Origin of the sequence: Paracoccus litorisediminis, from assembly GCF_009711205.1 — a bacterium.
In the GTDB taxonomy this organism is placed as follows: Bacteria; Pseudomonadota; Alphaproteobacteria; order Rhodobacterales; family Rhodobacteraceae; genus Paracoccus; species Paracoccus litorisediminis.
In genome coordinates this window covers 139,088-156,600 of record NZ_WMIG01000006.1, presented here as the reverse complement: position 1 = coordinate 156,600, position 17,513 = coordinate 139,088, and the positions used below count along the sequence as shown (strand labels likewise).

Sequence of the window (17,513 nt, the reverse complement as noted above, 5' to 3'; positions counted from 1 at the left end):
AGATGGCCATTCCTACAAATGTCGAAACCACCTTCCTTCTGGGGCGTCTCAATTGGGACGCCATCCCGAAGGAGCCGATCGTCGCGGCGACCTTTGTCGCCGTGGTGCTCGGCGGCGCGGCCACGGTCGCGCTGCTGACCAAATACAAGCTCTGGGGTTATCTCTGGAAAGAATGGTTCACCTCGGTGGACCACAAAAAGATCGGGATCATGTACATGATCCTTGGCCTGATCATGTTCGTGCGCGGTTTTGCCGACGCGATCATGATGCGGCTTCAGCAGGCCATCGCCTTCAACGGCTCGGAAGGCTATCTGAACGCCCACCACTACGACCAGATCTTCACGGCGCATGGCGTCATCATGATCTTCTTTGTGGCGATGCCCTTCGTCACCGGTCTGATGAACTATGTCGTGCCGTTGCAGATCGGGGCGCGCGACGTGTCCTTCCCCTTCCTGAACAACTTCTCGTTCTGGATGACGGCGGGCGGTGCGATCATCGTCATGGCTTCGCTGTTCGTGGGTGAGTTTGCGCAAACCGGCTGGCTGGCCTTCCCGCCGCTGTCGGGCATCGCCTACAGTCCGTGGGTCGGCGTCGACTATTACATCTGGGGCCTGCAGGTCGCGGGTGTCGGAACAACGCTGTCGGGGATCAACCTGATGGTGACGATCCTGAAGATGCGCGCGCCGGGCATGACCATGATGAAGATGCCTGTCTTCACCTGGACCTCGTTCTGCACGAACATCCTGATCGTGGCCTCGTTCCCGGTTCTGACGATGACGCTGATCCTGCTGACGCTGGACCGCTATATCGGCACGAACTTCTTCACCAATGACCTTGGTGGCAGCCCGATGATGTATATCAACCTCATCTGGATCTGGGGTCACCCCGAGGTTTACATCCTCATCCTGCCGCTGTTCGGCGTCTTCTCGGAGGTCACCTCGACCTTCTCGGGCAAGCGTCTGTTCGGCTATACCTCGATGGTCTATGCGACCGTCTGCATCACGGTCCTGTCCTATCTGGTGTGGCTGCACCACTTCTTCACGATGGGTTCGGGCGCCTCGGTGAACTCGTTCTTCGGGATCACCACGATGATCATCTCGATCCCGACCGGGGCCAAGATCTTCAACTGGCTGTTCACCATGTATCATGGCCGCGTCCGCATGGAGCTGCCGATGATGTGGACCATCGCCTTCATGCTGACCTTCGTCATCGGCGGCATGACCGGCGTTCTGCTGGCCGTTCCCCCGGCGGACTTCGTGCTGCACAACTCGCTGTTCCTGATCGCGCACTTCCATAACGTGATCATCGGCGGCGTGCTGTTCGGTCTGTTCGCGGCGATCAACTTCTGGTGGCCCAAGGCCTTCGGCTTCAAGCTGAACGTGTTCTGGGGCAAAGTCAGCTTCTGGTGCTGGGTCGTGGGCTTCTGGGTGGCATTCATGCCGCTTTACATCCTCGGCCTGATGGGCGTGACCCGCCGGATGCGCGTCTTTGACGATCCCAGCCTGCAGATCTGGTTCATCATCGCGGCCTTTGGCGCGCTGCTGATCGCGGCTGGCATCGGTGCGATGTTCGTCCAGTTCGGTATCTCGATCTGGAAGCGCAACGAGCCGGAATACCGTGACGTGACGGGCGATCCGTGGAACGGGCGCACGCTGGAATGGGCGACCTCGTCGCCGCCGCCGTCCTACAACTTTGCCTTCAATCCGGTCGTTCACGATCTGGATGCCTGGGCCGAGATGAAGGCTGCCGGCGCGGCGCGCCCCAAGGCGGAATACCTGCCGATCCACATGCCGCGCTACACCGGAACCGGTGTGATCCTGGCCGCGCTTTGCACGGTCTGCGGCATGGCCATGATCTGGTACATCTGGTGGCTTGCCATCCTGTCCTTCTTGGGCGTGGTCGGCTACTCGATCTATCACACCTTCAACTACGACCGGGATTACTACGTCCCCGCCGAAGAGGTGCGCGAGGTCGAAGCGGCCCGCGACGCTCAGCTGGCACAGGGAGCATGATGCGATGAGCACCATCACCGAACTGAAGGGCCCGGCCGCCTATTGGGAAACCGAGCCCCATCACCACCCCGAAGGAGCCTCGACCAATATCGGGTTCTGGGTCTACCTGATGAGCGACTGCCTGATGTTTGCAGTCCTCTTCGCGACCTATGGGGTGCTTCACGGAAACCTTGCGGCCGGTCCCGGCCCCAAGGACCTGTTCGACCTCGAGCTGGTGGCGATCAACACCGCCATGCTGCTGTTCTCGTCGATCACCTATGGCTTTGCGATGCTTCGCATGGCCAAGGGCGACAAGGCGGGCACGCTGAAATGGCTGCTGATCACGCTGTTCTTTGGCCTGTGCTTCCTGGCCATCGAGCTTTACGAATTCGCGCATCTCATCCATGAGGGCGCGGGTCCGCAGCGCTCGGCCTTCCTGTCGGCCTTCTTCACGCTGGTCGGCACGCACGGTCTGCACGTGACCTTCGGCTCGATCTGGCTGATCACGCTGATGGTTCAGGTCATGAAGTTCGGCCTGACGGCGGCAAACCAGCGCCGCCTGATGTGCCTCAGCCTGTTCTGGCACTTCCTTGACCTGATCTGGATCGGGGTCTTCACGGTCGTCTATCTCATGGGGGTGATCTGATGGCACATTCGCATAACCATCATGACGATCACGGCGCGCATCACGATCATGGCAGCTTCAAAAGCTACATGACCGGCTTCGTGCTGGCGGTGATCCTGACCGTCATCCCCTTTGGCGTCGTCATGGGCGGCGGTTTCGACAGCCGCGTGATGACGGTGGGTCTGGTCGTGCTTTGCGCCGTGGCGCAGGTGCTGGTCCACATGATCTACTTCCTGCACATGAACAGCTCGGCCGAAGAAGGCTGGACGCTGCTGTCCGCGATCTTCACCATCGTGATCGTGGTCATCATGATCGCGGGTTCGCTGTGGGTCATGTTCCATCTGAACACGAACATGATGCCGCAGATGAACCACGAACTGCAGGTCATGCCGTGATGTCGGGCGCGGCTCACGGGCCGCGCCGGCCCAGGTCAGGAATGGCCTGGGCGCTGATGGCGCTCGCCTCGGTGGTGGGCGTCATCGTTCTTTTGGGACTGGGCGTCTGGCAGGTCCAGCGTCTGTCCTGGAAGACGGATCTGATCGAGCGGGTCGAGGCGCGCGTCGCCGCCCCTGCCGCTCCTGCCCCCGCTGCCGCCGAATGGGCGGCGATCTCGCCCGAGGCGGACGAATATCGCCGCGTTGCGCTGGCGGGTGCTTACGAATTTCAGGACGAGGTTCTGGTCAAGGCCGTCACCGGGCAGGGCTCGGGCTTCTGGGTCATGACCCCGCTGGTCACACCCGAGGGCTGGGCGGTCTGGATCAATCGCGGCTTTGTCCCCGATGACCGGCGTGAGGCCAGCGCCCGCGCCCGCCCGGAAGGGCCGCAGCAGGTCAGCGGTCTTCTGCGCCTGACGCAACCCGGCGGAGCATTCCTGCGCGACAACGACCCGGCAGGCGGGCGCTGGTATTCTCGCGATGTTGAGGCGCTGTCGCAGCATTTCGGGCTGACCGATCACGCGCCCTATTTCATCGACGCCGACAGCGCCCCGGCTGCGCAGGCCCTGCCGATTGGCGGGCTGACCGTGGTCAGCTTCCGCAACAACCATCTCAGCTATGCGCTGACATGGTTTGCAATGGCGGCGGGACTGGCTGCCGGGGCCTTTTATGTTCTCAGCCGGGATCGGTCGCAGGACTGACCCGGCGCTGCGCCGCCTCCAGATCGGCCAGATAGGATTTCGCCCAGACCGCCACCGGAAAAGCCGTCAGCCTGCGCATCATCGCGGCATGCCGGTCGCGGCGTTCCTCGACCGGCATGGTCAGGGCGCGGGCAAGGGCGGTGGCGACCTCCTCGACATCATGCGGATTGACGATCAGTGCGCCCTGCATCTCTGCTGCGGCACCCGCGAATTGCGACAGGACCAGCACGCCGGGGTCCTCGGGGTCCTGCGCCGCGACATATTCCTTGGCGACAAGGTTCATGCCGTCGCGCAGCGGCGTGACCAGCCCGACCTTGGACAGGCGATAAAGCCCCGCCAGCAGGCTGTGGCTGAAGGCGCGGTTGATATAGCGAACCGGAACCCAGTCCAGCGTGCCATAGCTGGCATTCAACCGACCCGCGCGTTCCGCGACCTCTTGCTGGATGCGGTCGTAACCCTCGATCCCGCTGCGCGAGGCCGGGGTGATCTGCAGGAAGCTGACACGGTTATGCAGCCCGGCATGGTTTTCCAGCAGTTGTTCAAAGGCGCGCAGGCGTTCGGGTAGTCCCTTGGAGTAATCCAGCCGGTCCACCCCGATGACCATGTCGCGCGGCCCGAAACGCTGGTGCAGTTCCCGGATGCGGGGCAGATCGCGCGCCCGCCGCGCGCGGGCAACAAAAGCCGCGGTGTCGATCGAGATCGGATAGGCCCCGATCCGCGTGCCGCGTGGCGCGATGGTTTCCTCAAGGTCGTGGCGGCGGGCGTCCAGCGCCTCGCGCAGGTTGCGGGCATCGGCGCGGGTCTGAAGGCCGACCACGTCATAGGCCAGCATCGCCTGCAGGAAACAGCGCGCGCGGGGCAGGGCGCGAAACAGGTCATGCGCGGGCCAAGGGATATGGTGGAAATAGCCGATCCGGTTCTGGACCCCCCTTTCGCGCAGGGCCTCGGCCAGCGGGATCAGGTGATAGTCATGCACCCAGACCAGATCGTCGGGTCGCAGCATCGGAACCAGCGCATCGGCGAACTTGCCGTTCACCGCCATGTAGCGGTCCATATCGGCGCGGTTATATTCCAGCAGATCCGCCCGGTAATGACACAGGGGCCACAGCACCGAATTCGAGATGCCGTCATAATAGCCCGCCACATCCTCGGCGGTCAGGTCCAGGGCGGCGTAGGTCACCGCGCCTTCTGTGTGGACCTGCGCCGGGCCGGGCGCGTCCGAGGTTTTGCCCGACCAGCCCAGCCACAACCCGCCCTTGTCCTTCAGCGCCGCATCGAGCGCCACGGCCAGCCCGCCTGCCGCCACGCCCTTGCCAAGCGCGGGCAGACGGTTCGAGACGACGATCAGACGGCTCAAACGACCTCCTCCCATGTCCGCGACAGCTTGGTCGCGGCATTGATCAGCCCGACCATTGAATAGGTCTGGGGGAAGTTCCCCCACAGCGTGCGGCTGGCGACATGGACCCCTTCGGACAGCAGACCCAGCGCGTTCCTTTGCGCCAGCACCTCGGCAAAGATTTCGCGTGCCTCGTCATGACGACCCAGGCGGCACAAGGCATCGATCAGCCAGAAGGTGCAGGCAGTAAAGGCGGTTTCGGGCGCGCCGAAATCGTCGGGGGTCTTGTAGCGAAACAGGTGATGCCCCTGCCGCAGCTCGGCCTCGATCGCGGCGACGGTGGCGCGGTAGCGCGGGTCCTGTCCGGTGGTGAAGCCGATTTCGGTCATCAGCAGCAGGCTGGCATCCAGATCCTCGCTGCCGAAGGCCATGACATAGCTTTGGCGGGCCTCGCTCCAGCCATAAGCTTCGATCGCCTCGCGGATGCGTGCGGCCTCGGCCCCCCAATGGGCGGCGCGATCAGACATGTCCAGATGCGCGGCGATTCGGGCCAGCCGGTCGCATGCCCCCCAGCACATCAGCGCCGAATGGGTATGTATGCTTTCGCGGGTGCGGAATTCCCACAGGCCCGCATCGGGGGTATTCCAGCGCGCGACCGCCTGATGGCCCAGAACTTCAAGCCGGTGGAACAGATCCGTGCCACCCAACCGTGGCAGCCTCTGGTCGAAGAAACACTGGCTGACCGCCAGAATGACTGAGCCATAGCCGTCATTCTGGACCTGAACATAGGCCGCATTGCCGCGCCTGACCGGCGCATTGCCGCGATAGCCCGCCAGCGCGTCGCAGCTTTCCTCAAGGATCACGCGCTCATGGCCCAGCCCGAACAGCGGCTGCATGTAGCCGTCATGCGATCCGGTGGCGAGGTTCAGGACATAGTCCAGATAATCCTCCATCGTCCGCGTCACGCCCAGACTGTTCAGCGCCTTGACCGTAAAGAAGCTGTCGCGCAGCCAGCAGAAGCGATAATCCCAGTTCCGACCCGTGCCCTGATATTCGGGGATCGAACTGGTCAGCGCGGCGACGATGCCGCCGGTTTCCTCATATTCGCACAGCTTCAGCGTGATCGCGGCGCGGATGACGGCATCCTGATAATCGGGCGGGATCGACAGCGCCCGCACCCAATCGGCCCAGTATTCCTGCGTTCGTTCAAGAAAGGTCGAGGCGATCACCTCGGGCGCATCGCTTAGCGGCTCATCCGGACCCAGCAGAAAGACGCGGGGGCGATCCAGCAGGAAGGGCGTCTCATTCACCACGAATTCGACCGGGGCCGAGGTGGTCAGACGCAGGTTCTGATCGCCCAACTCGTAGCGCAGGTGGTTCGAGCCGCGCCGGATTTGGGCGGCATGCGCGCCGTAGCCGTGGCGCGGGCGCAGGCGCATGGTGATGCGCGGTGTGCCTGCCAGCGGCTCGACGATGCGCACCACGGTCCGGCCCCGGAACATCCGCCCGCGCTCGCGAAAGCGCGGCATGAAGTCGGTGATCCGCAGCCGGTTGCCCTTGGCGTCGGTCTGTTCGGTCACAAGGATTGCGCTGTTGCGCAGGTAGCTTTGCCGGGTCTCGGTCAGGTCGTCGCAGCGGATCTGCCAGATGCCTTCGTCCTCGCCCGCCTTGGGTTCGAGCAACCCGCAAAAGACCGGATCGCTGTCGAAGCGGGGCAGGCACATCCAGATCATGTCGCCATGTTGGTTGAGCAGCGCCGCGCTGGAGGCATTGCCGATGATCCCAAGTTCAAGCGTTTGCATCGGTTTCCTCATGCGCCCAGCCTTTCTTCCAACCACTTCGCCAGCGCCACTGGCCCCTCCAGCCGGATATCGGCAGGCAGGTCGCGTTCCCCCATCGCCACGGCGATGCCGCCCGCCTCGCGCGCGGCCTGCAGCATCGGCAGGTCGTTCAGATCGTCCCCAAACGCGACGGGACGCCTGCCGCGAAACGGCGGCAGTTCCATGAAACGGCACAGGGCCGAGCCCTTGTCGTCGCCAATGGGGCGGATCTCGGCCACGGACTTACCGGGTTGCAGCGCCCAGCCCTGCCCAAGCGCATTCAGGGCGGCTTGAGCCGCGGCGACCATCGCGGCTTCGAACTGGGGCGCGCCGCGCCAATGCAGCGCCAGACCCGGCCCCTTGTCCTCAAGCAAGGTGCCGGGATGTCTTGCCACCAGATCGGCCAATCCTGGCAACAGGGGCCGGATTGCAGCCAAGCGGCGCGCATCATCGGGCGCGGGCGCTGCTCCGGGGAAATCCGTCCCATGCAGCCCGGCGACGGGGATCGCCGCGTCCAGATGCGGGGCGATCTCGGCCCGGTTGCGCCCGGTGATGACGGCAACTGCGCCCTTGGTCCGGATGCTCAGCCGCAATAAATCGCGGCGCAATTCGGGGGCAAGGATCACATCCTGAGGCCGAGGGGCGATTTCGGCCAGTGTGCCGTCGAAATCAAAGAAAAAAGCATGTTCATCCAGATCGAGCGATCCGAATTCCTTGGTGATGTCCTTCAAAGGCTCCGTCCTTTTCCAGTGGCGCGAAGGGCTCGCGGTCCTAGCGGTTCGGTTGGGTCGGGCAATGCCCCCCAGTCTAAAGGTCGTGGGCGCAGGCAGGGTTCCACCTGCTTGCGGGGCCGACGCGCGCATCATGGCTTGCGATTTGACAGCAAGAACCGGGGCGCATTCCGCGTGAAGCGCGCGCATGATATGCCCGACACGATCAGGAAGGTGCTATATCATGTTCATGCAACAGGATCAAAACGCAGCCCTCGACCCGCGCTGGAGCGAGGTTCTGGCCCGCAATCCGCGCGCGGATGGCCAGTTCGTCTATGCCGTGCGCACCACCGGGGTCTATTGCCGGCCGTCCTGCCCCTCGCGCCGCGCCCGTCCCGAAAACATTGCCTTCTTTGCCACCCCCGATGAGGCGGATGCAGCGGGTTTCCGGCCCTGCCTGCGCTGCCATCCGCGCGGACAATCACCGGCACAGGCCAATGACGCCCTGATCGCTGAGGCCTGCCGCATCATCGAGGCGGCCGAGACCCCGCCCTCGACCGAGGAACTTGCCCGCCGCATCGGTCTGAGCCGCTTTCATTTTCACCGCGAGTTCAAGGCCCGGACCGGCCTGACGCCGCAGGGCTATGCCAAGGCGCATCGCGCGGGTCGCCTGCGCGACGCGCTGGCCAGTGAAGGCAGCGTCACGGCAGCGATCTATCAGGCGGGATTTGGATCTGGCAGCCGTTTCTATGCGACCTCGGACGCGATCATCGGCATGGCGCCCAAGGCCTATCGGCAGGGTGGGGCGCAGGCCGAGATCCGCTTTGCCCTTGCCCAATGTGCGCTGGGGGCGATCCTTGTCGCCAGCACCGACAAGGGGGTCTGCGCGATCTCGCTGGGCGATGAGCCCGAACCGCTTCTGCGCGAATTGCAGGACCGTTTTCCCCGCGCCCGTCTGGTCGGTGCGGATGCGGAATATGAAAAGCTGGTGGCGCAGGTCATCGGCTTTGTCGAGCGTCCGGCGCTAGGGTTGGACCTGCCGCTGGATATCCGCGGCACGGCCTTTCAGCAGCGGGTCTGGCAGGCCCTGCGCGATCTGCCCGTCGGCGAAACCGTCAGCTATGCCGAGCTTGCCCGGCGCTTGGGCCAGCCGAAATCCATGCGCGCGGTCGCGGGGGCCTGTGCGGCCAATACCATCGCGGTCGCCATCCCCTGTCACCGGGTCGTGCGCACGGATGGGGCGCTGTCGGGCTATCGCTGGGGCATTGCGCGCAAGCGCGAATTGCTGGACCGCGAGGCCGGGGACCGTTAGCTCCGGTCCCGTCCCCTGACCCAGAACAGCGCATAAGCCAGATAGAGGCCTGCGGCGGCAAAGCAGCCGCCCCAGAAGTTCTCGGCATTGGAAAACTCGACCGCGGCCCAGCCCAATGGCGCCAGAACGCAAAGAAGCCTGACCCACAGGCGGTCGAAGAACGGGTTGTTCGGATCTACCAGCATGGCCCGTCTGTAGCGCAGACTGGAATCCGAATGAAGGGGGCGTTTCATTCCGAACTGCTTGGGTTGTCGCCGCGAGGCTTTTTTGATCCCCGAAATGCTGGTGATCTGACGGCAGGCACAATCACCGGCTTGCGAATGTCGCGCTTTCCCATCAGGTTGCGCGCGCCTTTCCAGCGAGACGATCATGACTGACATACCCCCCCTTGGCCTTCGCATTGACTCGGCGGAATTGCGGCTTGTGCGGCTGCCTTTGCTGACGCCTTTCGTGATTTCGACCGGGACGATGACCGAGAAGGTGTTCCCGCTGCTGACGCTGCGCGGCGAGGGGCTGGAGGGCTACGGCGAGGGCGTCATGGACGTGCTGCCTGACTATCTTGAGGAAACCCAGGCCGGCGCGCTGGATTTCCTGCGGCAGGCGGTGCTGCCGGGACTGATCGGGCGGCGCTTCGCGAACCCCGCCGAGATTGCCGCTGAACTGGCCCCCTGGCGCGGTCATCGCATGGCCAAGGCCATGGTCGAGATGGCCTTCTGGGACCTGTGGGCCAAGGCGCTGAACCAGCCGCTTTCGGCGCTGCTGGGCGGGGTGCGCGATGCGGTCGAGGTTGGCGTCAGCCTTGGCATTGCCGATATCCCGACCACGCTGGAACGGGTCGAGACCGCCGTTGCCTCGGGCTATCGCCGGGTCAAGCTGAAGATCAAGCGCGGCCATGACCTGAAGCTGCTGGAGGCGGTGCGCGGGCGTTTCCCCGACATCAAGCTGACCGTCGATGCCAATACCGATTACCGCCTGCCGGACCTGCCTTTGCTGGTGCAGATGGACCGTTTCGGGCTGGATTATATCGAGCAGCCGCTGGCTTTCGACGACATCCACGACCATGCGAAAGTGCAGGCGCGACTGACCACGGCGATCTGTCTGGATGAAAGCATCCGCTCGGCCACGGATGCGCGCAAGGCGCTGGTGGCCGAGGCCGCGCGGGTCATCAACATCAAGGTCGGCCGGGTCGGAGGCTTTGCCGAGGCCCGCGCCATCCATGACCTGTGCGCGGCCTTCGACGTGCCGGTCTGGTGCGGCGGCATGCTGGAATCGGGCATTGGCCGGGCGCAGAACATCCATCTGGCCAGCCTGCCGAACTTCTCGAAACCGGGTGATACATCATCCGCAAGTCGTTATTTTACAAAGGATATAATCGAGCAGAAGCTTGAGTCCGATAACGGCCTGATGGCGGTGCCGCGGCATGGGCCGGGCTTGGGGGTGACGCTGGACCGCAGCTTCCTTGACCAGGTCACCGGCGCGCGCGAGGACTTCCGGTGAGTGTGGTTCTGCGCGAACTGGCCTCATTGGCCGAGCTGCGCGCCTCGGAGGACCTGCAACGCGCGGTCTGGGGCGCGGATGATCCGGCCGACAATGCCGACCTGATGCTGGCGATCCAGCATGAGGGCGGGCTGGTCGCCGGCGCCTTTGACGGGCAGCAGATGCTGGCCTTCCTGTTCGCCTTTCCCAGCGCCACGCCGGGGGTGCAGCATTCCCATCGCCTTGCCGTTCTGCCGCAGGCGCGGGGGCTGAAGCTGGGTCTGCGGCTGAAATGGTTCCAGCGCGACTGGTGTCTGGCACACGACATCACCCGGGTGCGCTGGACTTTCGATCCGCTGCGCGCGGTCAATGCCGGGCTGAATATCGGCGCGTTGGGGGCGACGTCCGCGACCTATCTGAACGATTATTACGGCGCGATGGAGGGCATCAACGCCGGCCTGCCCTCGGACCGGCTGCTGCTGGACTGGGACCTGAACAGCGCCCCGGTCACCGCCCGCGCCGCAGGTCATCGCCCCGATCCCGACCCCACCGCCCAACGCATCGCCATCCCCAAGGATATCGATGCGATGATGCAAATGGACAAAAATTCCGCAATGTCGGCCCGTCTGCGGCTACGCGAGGACTTGACCCGGGCCTTTGCCCTCGGCCAAAGGGTCGCCGGATTCGACAGCCGCGAGCCGGCCTACCTGTTGTCTGCCCCCGTTTCCACCGACGAAACGGGCTGAGAAGCGGGGCGGCGGCCCCGGAAGACAGGGAATACAAAAGACACATGACGAATACGACACCGCTTGTGCAGCGCATCCTGCGCAAGAAACCGGTCCGCCTTTTCCACGAGCAGGCCATAAATGCAGGCGGCGTCCAGTTGCGGCGGCATATCTCGCTGTTCCAACTGACCATGCTGGGCGTCGGCGCGACCATCGGCACCGGGATTTTCTTTGTCCTGTCCGAGCAAGTGCCGACGGCGGGTCCGGCGGTGCTGATTTCATTCCTGATCGCCGGGCTTGCGGCGGGGCTGACCGCGCTGTGCTATGCCGAGATGAGCTCGATGATCCCCGTCTCGGGCTCCAGCTATTCCTACGCCTATGCCACTTTGGGCGAGGGCGTGGCCTTCATGGTCGCGGCCTGCCTGATGCTGGAATATGGCGTTTCGGCCGGGGCGGTGGCCGTGGGGTGGAGCGAATATCTGCACAATCTGCTGATGGTGACGACGGGGCTGGAACTGCCACGTGCACTGCTGCATGCGCCGCTGGTCGCGGACGGATATGCGCTGCAATTCGGCGGCGACGGGCTGATCAACCTGCCGGCGGCGGTGCTGGTGTTCCTGTGCTGCTTCCTGCTGACGGCTGGCACGCGGGAATCGGCGCGGGTGAATGCTATCATGGTGGTGCTGAAACTGGCGGTGCTGGTGATGTTCATCCTGATCGCCTTCAGCGCCTTTGACGGCCAGAACCTTGCCCCCTTCGCGCCGCATGGCTTTGCTGGCGTCAGCGCGGCGGCGGGGTCGATCTTCTTCACCTTCATCGGGCTGGACGCGGTGTCGACCGCCGGGGACGAGGTCAAGGACCCGCGCCGCAATCTGCCGCGCGCGATCGTGCTGGCCCTGATCATCGTGATCCTTTTCTACCTGCTGGTGGCCTTGGCCGCGCTGGGATCGCAGCCGCAGGGCGCATTTGACGGGCAAGAAGCCGGTCTGGCCGTGATCCTGCACAATGTCACCGGCTCGCCGATTCCGGCGGTGATACTGTCGGGGGGGGCGGTGATCTCGGTGTTTTCGGTCACGCTGGTGGTGATCTACAGCCAGACCCGCATCCTTTACGCCATGTCGCGCGACGGCATGCTGCCCAAGGTGTTCAGCCGCCTCAACCCGCAGACCCAGACGCCGACCGCGAATACGGTCATCGTGTCCTGCGTGATCGCGGCGATCGCCGCCTTCCTGCCTTCGGACGTGCTGTGGGACCTGACCAGCATGGGCACGCTGACCGCCTTTACCGTGGTATCGCTTGGGGTGATCATCCTGCGCTATCGCCGTCCTGATGCCGAGCGCGGCTTCAAGGTGCCGCTGTTCCCGGCGTTGCCGATCCTCAGCATCCTCAGCTGCCTCTACCTGATCTCGAACCTGCCCGGCATCGTGTTCCGGCTGACCGCGATCTGGCTGGTTCTGGCGGCGGCATTCTATCTGTTCTATTCCTCGCGGAACTCGGCGCTGGAGAGTGTCGCTGCGGAATAACCAGCCTGCGCAGGCCCGACGTGCATTTCGTGCTTTACTTGTCGGGCCTTCGCGTCTAAATGGCCCCCTTCTGGCGCTGCGCGTCCGGAGCGGCGGAGCCTTGGCTCTCCTGCCGCAAAGGGATCGGTGCCGCTCATCGGGTGTTTGGCACCCCCCTTTCTGGCGAAAACATGACAGAACTGAATATTGCCGCGCCGCTGGCCGCGGCTCTGGCGGCCAAAGGCTATGCCAGCCTGACCGCTGTGCAAGAGGCCGTGCTGGCTTCCGAGGCCGAAGGCCGCGACATGCTGGTCTCGGCGCAGACCGGCTCGGGCAAGACCGTGGCCTTTGGTCTGGCCGTTGCCCCCGATATCCTGCAGGGCGAAGACCGCGTTACGCCGGTCGATGCCCCGCTGGGTCTGGCCATCGCGCCGACCCGGGAACTGGCGCTGCAGGTCGCCCGCGAACTGGCATGGCTGTATGGCGAGGCGGGCGTTCAGATCGCCACCTGCGTCGGCGGCATGGATTACCGCAATGAGCGCCGCGCACTTGAGCGTGGCCCGCATATCGTCGTCGGCACCCCCGGCCGTCTGCGCGACCATATCGATCGCGGTGGTCTGAACCTGTCCCAGCTGCGCGCCGCCGTGCTGGACGAGGCCGACGAGATGCTGGATCTGGGCTTCCGCGAAGATCTGGAATTCATCCTCGAAGCCGCCCCGGCCGAGCGCCGCACGCTGATGTTCTCGGCCACGGTGCCGCCGGCGATCGAAAAGCTGGCCCGTGACTTCCAGAAGGACGCGCTGCGCATCGTCGCACAGGGCGAGGCGCGCCAGCATGGCGACATCGAATACCGCGCCTATAGCGTGCTGCCCCGCGACCGCGAACCGGCGATCTTCAACCTGCTGCGTCTGCATGAATCGCGGACCTCGATCATCTTCTGCAAGACCCGCGCCAACGTGAACCACCTGCTGGCCCGCATGGGCAACCGCGGCTTCAAGGTTGTGGCGCTGTCGGGCGAACTGAGCCAGGCCGAGCGCAGCCATGCGCTGCAGGCGCTGCGCGACGGTCGCGCCCAGGTCTGCATCGCGACCGACGTGGCCGCGCGCGGCATCGACCTGCCGGGGCTGGAACTGGTGATCCATGCCGATCTGCCGACCAATTCGGAAACCCTGCTGCACCGTTCGGGCCGGACCGGCCGCGCCGGTTCCAAGGGTGTCTCGGCGCTGATCGTCACCTCTTCGGATTACAAAAAGGCACAGCGCCTGCTGAAGATGGCGAAGCTTGAGGCCGAATGGTCCGGTGCCCCCAGCGCCGACGAAGTTCGCGCCAAGGATGACGAACGCCTGATGGCCGACCCCGCCCTGACCGAGCCCGCGGGCGAGGACAGCGCGCTGACCGCCGAACTGCTCAACCGCTTCGGCGCCGAGCAAGTCGCTGCGGCCTTTGTGCGGATGTGGCGCGAAGGCCGTCCCGCTCCCGAGGAGCTGACGGTGATGCAGGAGAAACCTGCTCCGTCCGCGCCGCGTGAGCCGCGCGATTTCGGTGAATCGGTGTGGTTCAGCCTGACCGTCGGTTATTCCGGCCGGGCCGAGGCGCGCTGGCTGCTGCCGAAGATTTGCGAAGCCGGTCAGGTGACCAAGGACGTGATCGGTGCGATCAAGGTCCGCGAGCATGAAAGCTTCGTCCAGATCGCCGCCGGTGCCGCCGACAAGTTCGGTGAGGCGACCGAGCTGGAAGACGGGCTGATGATGATCCGTCAGCAGGGCATGCCGAACTTTGAGCGCGCCGCCGCCTCGCCGCGTCGCGAGCCTGCCGTCAAGAAGGGCTACCCCAAGAAGAAATTCGAGGGCGAAGGCTATCGTGAAGAGCGCCGCGAACCGCGCGCCGAACGCAGCTATGAGCCGCGCCCCGAGCGCAGCTTTGAGCGCCGCGATGATCGTCCCCGTCAAGACGACGGTGCCGTGACCCGCAAGGCGCGTTGGAGCACTGGCGAAAAAGCCGCGAAGCGCCCCACCGAAGGTTTCGCTCCGCGCGAAAAGGCCAAGTTTGCCAAGCCTGCGGGGGCAAAGCCCGCCGGTGCGAAAGCCGGTTGGGCCAAGCCCGCGCCCAAGCGCAAGGCCGATGGTCCCAGCAAGGGCTTCGCGCCCAAGCGCAAAGGCTGATCGATACAGTTGCGCCGCCCCTAGGGGCGGCGCAATTCGTTACTGGCCTGCTGCAAGGCCTCGATAAAGGCGCGGGTGGCGTGGCGCGACTGCCAGTCCTGCCGCGTCGCCACCTGAAATTTCGCCACGTAGGAGAACAGATCGGGCCGGATCTTGCGCAACTGGTCGCCGAACTGCGCGGCGTAATGGTCGGGCAGATAGCCCAGATAGGTACCCGACAGGATCAGATGTGCCTCGGCCTCCATGTTCGAAACCGTGGCATGGGGCGCGGCAATGGCAAAGACGCGGATGTCGCGCGATGCCCAGTAGCTGCGCGCGATGATCCGGTGTTCGCGGATGGTGTCGATGCCGATCTGGTCATCGGGCAGATCGAAAAGCGGATGGTCTGTGGCACAATAGATATTGTGCCTTTCGTCATGCAGGCTCAGGTAATCCAGCCCCATGGCGGCGCGGGGAAAGCTGCCAACGGCCAGATCGACCTTTTGCCCGATGACTTCGCGCAGCAATTCGCCCGGCGACAGGGTGATGATTTCCAGATGCACATGCGGCGCGAGTTCGGCAAACAGCGCCACTGCCCGCGAGATCGGGCAAAGCGGGTCCGAGATGGTATTGTCCACCAGCCCGATCGACAGGCTGCGCGGCATCTGCGCGCCAAGCGCCGAGACGCGGCTGGAGAACTGGTCCAGCGTCCCCAGCAACCGTTGCGCTTCCTTGTAGAAATCTTCGCCCGCGGGGGTCAGGGCAAAGCCGCCGCGTCCGCGTTTGCACAGCTTCAGCCCATAGCGTGCCTCAAGCGCCGAGATTTTCTCGGAAATGCTCGACAGTGCCAGGTTCAGTTCGGATTGCGCCGCCGACAGCCCGCCCGCCTCGACCACGCGCAGAAAGATGCGGATCAGGCGAATGTCGGCGCTTTCGACCGGGATCGGCGTGCGTGCCTTGCCCCGCCGCGACAAGGCGGCAGGGGTCGAGCGGGATTGCGTTTCGCGCCTTTGGGTCACGCGGGGGCCTCGTCAGGGATGTTTTCCCTGATCTGGCCCGCATGATGACGCGACGCAACCCCTGCGCTGTCAGGCGCGCGACGTCACATGCTTGACGCCGCTATAGGCGGCCAGACCCCACGGCCCCAGTTCACGGCCAATGCCGCTGGCCTTGAACCCGCCCCATGCCGTGTTCGGGAAGATGATCTGCGGCGAGTTTACCCAGACATGACCGGCATCGATGTGGTTGGCCATGTCCTCGGCGCGGGCACCGCCGACGACGGTCGCGGCAAGGCCGAAGTCGTTTTCATTGGCCAGGGCCAGCGCCTCATCGTCCGAAGACACGCGGCGGATCGCCAGCACCGGGCCGAAGATTTCCTCGCGCCAGATGGCGTGATCGGTCGGCACGTCCAGATAGACGGTCGGCTCGACGAAGAAACCCGATTGCGGCCCGGTCGAGGCACCGCCGGTCAGGCAGTCCAGCCCGTCATGGCGGGCGCGCAGCAGGTATTCCAGCACCTTGTCGCGCTGCGCGGCGGTGGTCAGCGGCCCCATCTCGGCGCGCGGATCCTGATGGCCCGCGACCACCATGCCCGCGACATGGCGGCGCAGCCCGGCGATGACGTCATCGGCGATGCGGTCCGACAGGATCATCCGCGAGGTGGCCGAGCACATTTGCCCGGCATTGAAGAAGATCCCCAGCGCCGCGATCTCGACCGCCTGCGCGACATCGGCATCGTCAAGGATGACGATGGGCGACTTGCCACCCAGCTCCAGCGAGACCGGCACCGAGCGTTCCGCCGCCGCCGCCATCACCCGGCGGCCGGTCGCGTTCGAGCCGGTGAAGCTAATCTTGCGGAAACGCGGCTCGGCAGTCATTGCGCCACCGACCGCACCCGCGCCCGGCAGGATGTTCAGCACGCCAGCGGGCAGGCCGATTTCCAGCGCGATATCGCCGTAGACAAGTTCGGCAGGCGTGGTGAATTCCGAGGGCTTCAGCACGGCAGTGCAGCCGACCGCCAGCGCGGGGGCCAGCTTCCATGCGGTCGTGACCATCGGGAAGTTCCACGGCACGATCAGCGCCACCGGGCCGACCGGCTCAAAGCGGGTGCGACCGCGCAGGGTCGAGTCGGGCAGTTCTACCGCGCCGTCCTGCCGGGCGTCCAGCGTCTCGGCCAGATCGGCGTAATAGTCAAAGGTCGCGGCGGCGTCGTCCACGTCGATTTCCGCCTCGATCCGGGGCTTGCCGTTGTTCAGCATCTGCAACTGAACCAGATCGTCCTTGCGGCGGCGCAGACCTTCGGCAAAGCCGCGCAGGAATGCCGCGCGCTGGGTCGAGGGCAGCCGCCGCCACGTGCCAAAGGCACGGGTAGCGGCCTCGGCGGCAACCGCCACATCCTCGGGCCGCGCGCCCTGAAATTCCGCGATGCGCTGGCCGGTCGAGGGATCGACGGAAACGATCTGGTCGCCGTGACCGGCGCGCCATGCCCCGTCGATGAAGACGCACATCTCGCGCCCAAGAAGGGCGGTGCTGGGGGCGATCTGGGTCATGTTACGGCTCCTTGAGAATATCGAGCGGCGTGATGCCCTGTCTTTGCATTGGGAAACATCACGATTGAACGGCCCTTGCTTCGGAGGAATCCGAAGCTTGCCCGCCAGCGCTGACCCGCGATAACGTCGGTTCAGATCGAAGTCAGGTTCGCAACGCCGTGATTTTAGCGAAGTGACGGACTGCCCTAGTC

At 64.8% G+C, this 17,513-nt stretch carries 15 protein-coding genes; 9 read left to right on the top strand and 6 right to left on the bottom strand.

Translation table 11 applies throughout. From position 1 onward, the window contains the following. The first annotated feature begins 2 nt into the window (after positions 1-2). The 4 genes from cyoB to GL300_RS13320 are packed head-to-tail and all read left to right on the top strand — an operon-like array spanning position 3 to position 3,751. Entirely contained in the window at positions 3-2,012 is a 2,010-nt protein-coding gene (gene cyoB / locus GL300_RS13335) for a cytochrome o ubiquinol oxidase subunit I (RefSeq protein ID WP_155040126.1), read from the top strand. A 4-nt stretch (positions 2,013-2,016) separates the two neighbouring features. Then, positions 2,017-2,637 carry a cytochrome o ubiquinol oxidase subunit III gene (cyoC, locus tag GL300_RS13330; RefSeq protein WP_155040125.1) on the top strand — a complete coding sequence of 207 codons (621 nt, stop codon included), beginning with the start codon at positions 2,017-2,019 and terminating at the stop codon, positions 2,635-2,637. Beyond that, positions 2,637-3,011 carry a cytochrome o ubiquinol oxidase subunit IV gene (gene cyoD / locus GL300_RS13325; RefSeq protein ID WP_192336809.1) on the top strand — a complete coding sequence of 125 codons (375 nt, stop codon included), beginning with the start codon at positions 2,637-2,639 and terminating at the stop codon, positions 3,009-3,011. The genes cyoC and cyoD overlap by 1 nt, the downstream gene beginning before the upstream one ends. Positions 3,012-3,052: 41 nt before the next feature. Beyond that, entirely contained in the window at positions 3,053-3,751 is a 699-nt protein-coding gene (locus tag GL300_RS13320) for an SURF1 family protein (RefSeq protein ID WP_211595071.1), read from the top strand. Here GL300_RS13320 and GL300_RS13315 read toward each other — a convergent pair. From GL300_RS13315 to otsB, 3 genes are read right to left on the bottom strand one after another with little or no spacing between them, the layout of a single operon-like run. Continuing rightward, positions 3,726-5,108: an alpha,alpha-trehalose-phosphate synthase (UDP-forming) gene (locus GL300_RS13315; protein WP_155040122.1), complete on the bottom strand. Its 1,383-nt coding sequence runs from the start codon at positions 5,106-5,108 to the stop codon at positions 3,726-3,728. The two genes, GL300_RS13320 and GL300_RS13315, sit on opposite strands and share 26 nt — an antisense overlap. Beyond that, positions 5,105-6,889 (bottom strand): glycoside hydrolase family 15 protein, encoded by a 1,785-nt coding sequence (locus GL300_RS13310; protein ID WP_155040121.1) that lies wholly within the window; start codon positions 6,887-6,889, stop codon positions 5,105-5,107. Before GL300_RS13310 ends, GL300_RS13315 begins: the two co-directional genes overlap by 4 nt. Positions 6,890-6,897: 8 nt before the next feature. Further along, entirely contained in the window at positions 6,898-7,638 is a 741-nt protein-coding gene (gene otsB / locus GL300_RS13305; protein ID WP_170297668.1) for a trehalose-phosphatase, read from the bottom strand. Positions 7,639-7,861: 223 nt separating this feature from the next. Here otsB and ada point away from each other — a divergent pair, with 223 nt between their 5' ends. Then, positions 7,862-8,929, top strand: a complete 1,068-nt coding sequence (gene ada / locus GL300_RS13300; RefSeq protein WP_246195172.1) for a bifunctional DNA-binding transcriptional regulator/O6-methylguanine-DNA methyltransferase Ada — start codon at positions 7,862-7,864, stop codon at positions 8,927-8,929. Here ada and GL300_RS13295 read toward each other — a convergent pair. After that, entirely contained in the window at positions 8,926-9,162 is a 237-nt protein-coding gene (locus GL300_RS13295) for a hypothetical protein (protein WP_246195171.1), read from the bottom strand. The two genes, ada and GL300_RS13295, sit on opposite strands and share 4 nt — an antisense overlap. A 136-nt stretch (positions 9,163-9,298) precedes the next feature. Between GL300_RS13295 and menC the strand changes: the two genes are divergently transcribed. From menC to GL300_RS13275, 4 genes are all read left to right on the top strand, one after another. Continuing rightward, entirely contained in the window at positions 9,299-10,426 is a 1,128-nt protein-coding gene (menC, locus tag GL300_RS13290; protein ID WP_155040119.1) for an o-succinylbenzoate synthase, read from the top strand. Continuing rightward, positions 10,423-11,151, top strand: coding sequence for a GNAT family N-acetyltransferase (locus GL300_RS13285; RefSeq protein ID WP_343043037.1), 729 nt, complete (start codon positions 10,423-10,425; stop codon positions 11,149-11,151). The genes menC and GL300_RS13285 overlap by 4 nt, the downstream gene beginning before the upstream one ends. Positions 11,152-11,195: 44 nt before the next feature. Then, positions 11,196-12,653: an APC family permease gene (locus tag GL300_RS13280; RefSeq protein ID WP_155040118.1), complete on the top strand. Its 1,458-nt coding sequence runs from the start codon at positions 11,196-11,198 to the stop codon at positions 12,651-12,653. Between the two features lie 170 nt (positions 12,654-12,823). Next, positions 12,824-14,794: a DEAD/DEAH box helicase gene (locus tag GL300_RS13275; RefSeq protein ID WP_155040117.1), complete on the top strand. Its 1,971-nt coding sequence runs from the start codon at positions 12,824-12,826 to the stop codon at positions 14,792-14,794. Between the two features lie 20 nt (positions 14,795-14,814). On the opposite strand, the gene GL300_RS13270 is transcribed toward GL300_RS13275, so the two are convergent. Then, a complete protein-coding gene (locus tag GL300_RS13270) occupies positions 14,815-15,792 on the bottom strand; it encodes a LysR substrate-binding domain-containing protein (RefSeq protein ID WP_155040116.1) in 978 nt (325 codons plus the stop codon). Positions 15,793-15,861: 69 nt separating this feature from the next. Beyond that, entirely contained in the window at positions 15,862-17,322 is a 1,461-nt protein-coding gene (locus GL300_RS13265; protein ID WP_211595066.1) for an aldehyde dehydrogenase family protein, read from the bottom strand. Positions 17,323-17,513: the final 191 nt, after the last annotated feature.

Coding starts and splice junctions, on each gene's coding strand:
- GL300_RS13320 (WP_211595071.1), top strand. CDS start 3,053: ATGGCCTGGGCGCTGATGGCGCTCGCCTCGGTGGTGGGCGTCATCGTT.
- GL300_RS13275 (WP_155040117.1), top strand. CDS start 12,824: ATGACAGAACTGAATATTGCCGCGCCGCTGGCCGCGGCTCTGGCGGCC.
- GL300_RS13295 (WP_246195171.1), bottom strand. CDS start 9,162: ATGAAACGCCCCCTTCATTCGGATTCCAGTCTGCGCTACAGACGGGCC.
- GL300_RS13310 (WP_155040121.1), bottom strand. CDS start 6,889: ATGCAAACGCTTGAACTTGGGATCATCGGCAATGCCTCCAGCGCGGCG.
- cyoD (WP_192336809.1), top strand. CDS start 2,637: ATGGCACATTCGCATAACCATCATGACGATCACGGCGCGCATCACGAT.
- GL300_RS13280 (WP_155040118.1), top strand. CDS start 11,196: ATGACGAATACGACACCGCTTGTGCAGCGCATCCTGCGCAAGAAACCG.
- cyoB (WP_155040126.1), top strand. CDS start 3: ATGGCCATTCCTACAAATGTCGAAACCACCTTCCTTCTGGGGCGTCTC.
- ada (WP_246195172.1), top strand. CDS start 7,862: ATGTTCATGCAACAGGATCAAAACGCAGCCCTCGACCCGCGCTGGAGC.
- GL300_RS13265 (WP_211595066.1), bottom strand. CDS start 17,322: ATGACCCAGATCGCCCCCAGCACCGCCCTTCTTGGGCGCGAGATGTGC.
- cyoC (WP_155040125.1), top strand. CDS start 2,017: ATGAGCACCATCACCGAACTGAAGGGCCCGGCCGCCTATTGGGAAACC.
- menC (WP_155040119.1), top strand. CDS start 9,299: ATGACTGACATACCCCCCCTTGGCCTTCGCATTGACTCGGCGGAATTG.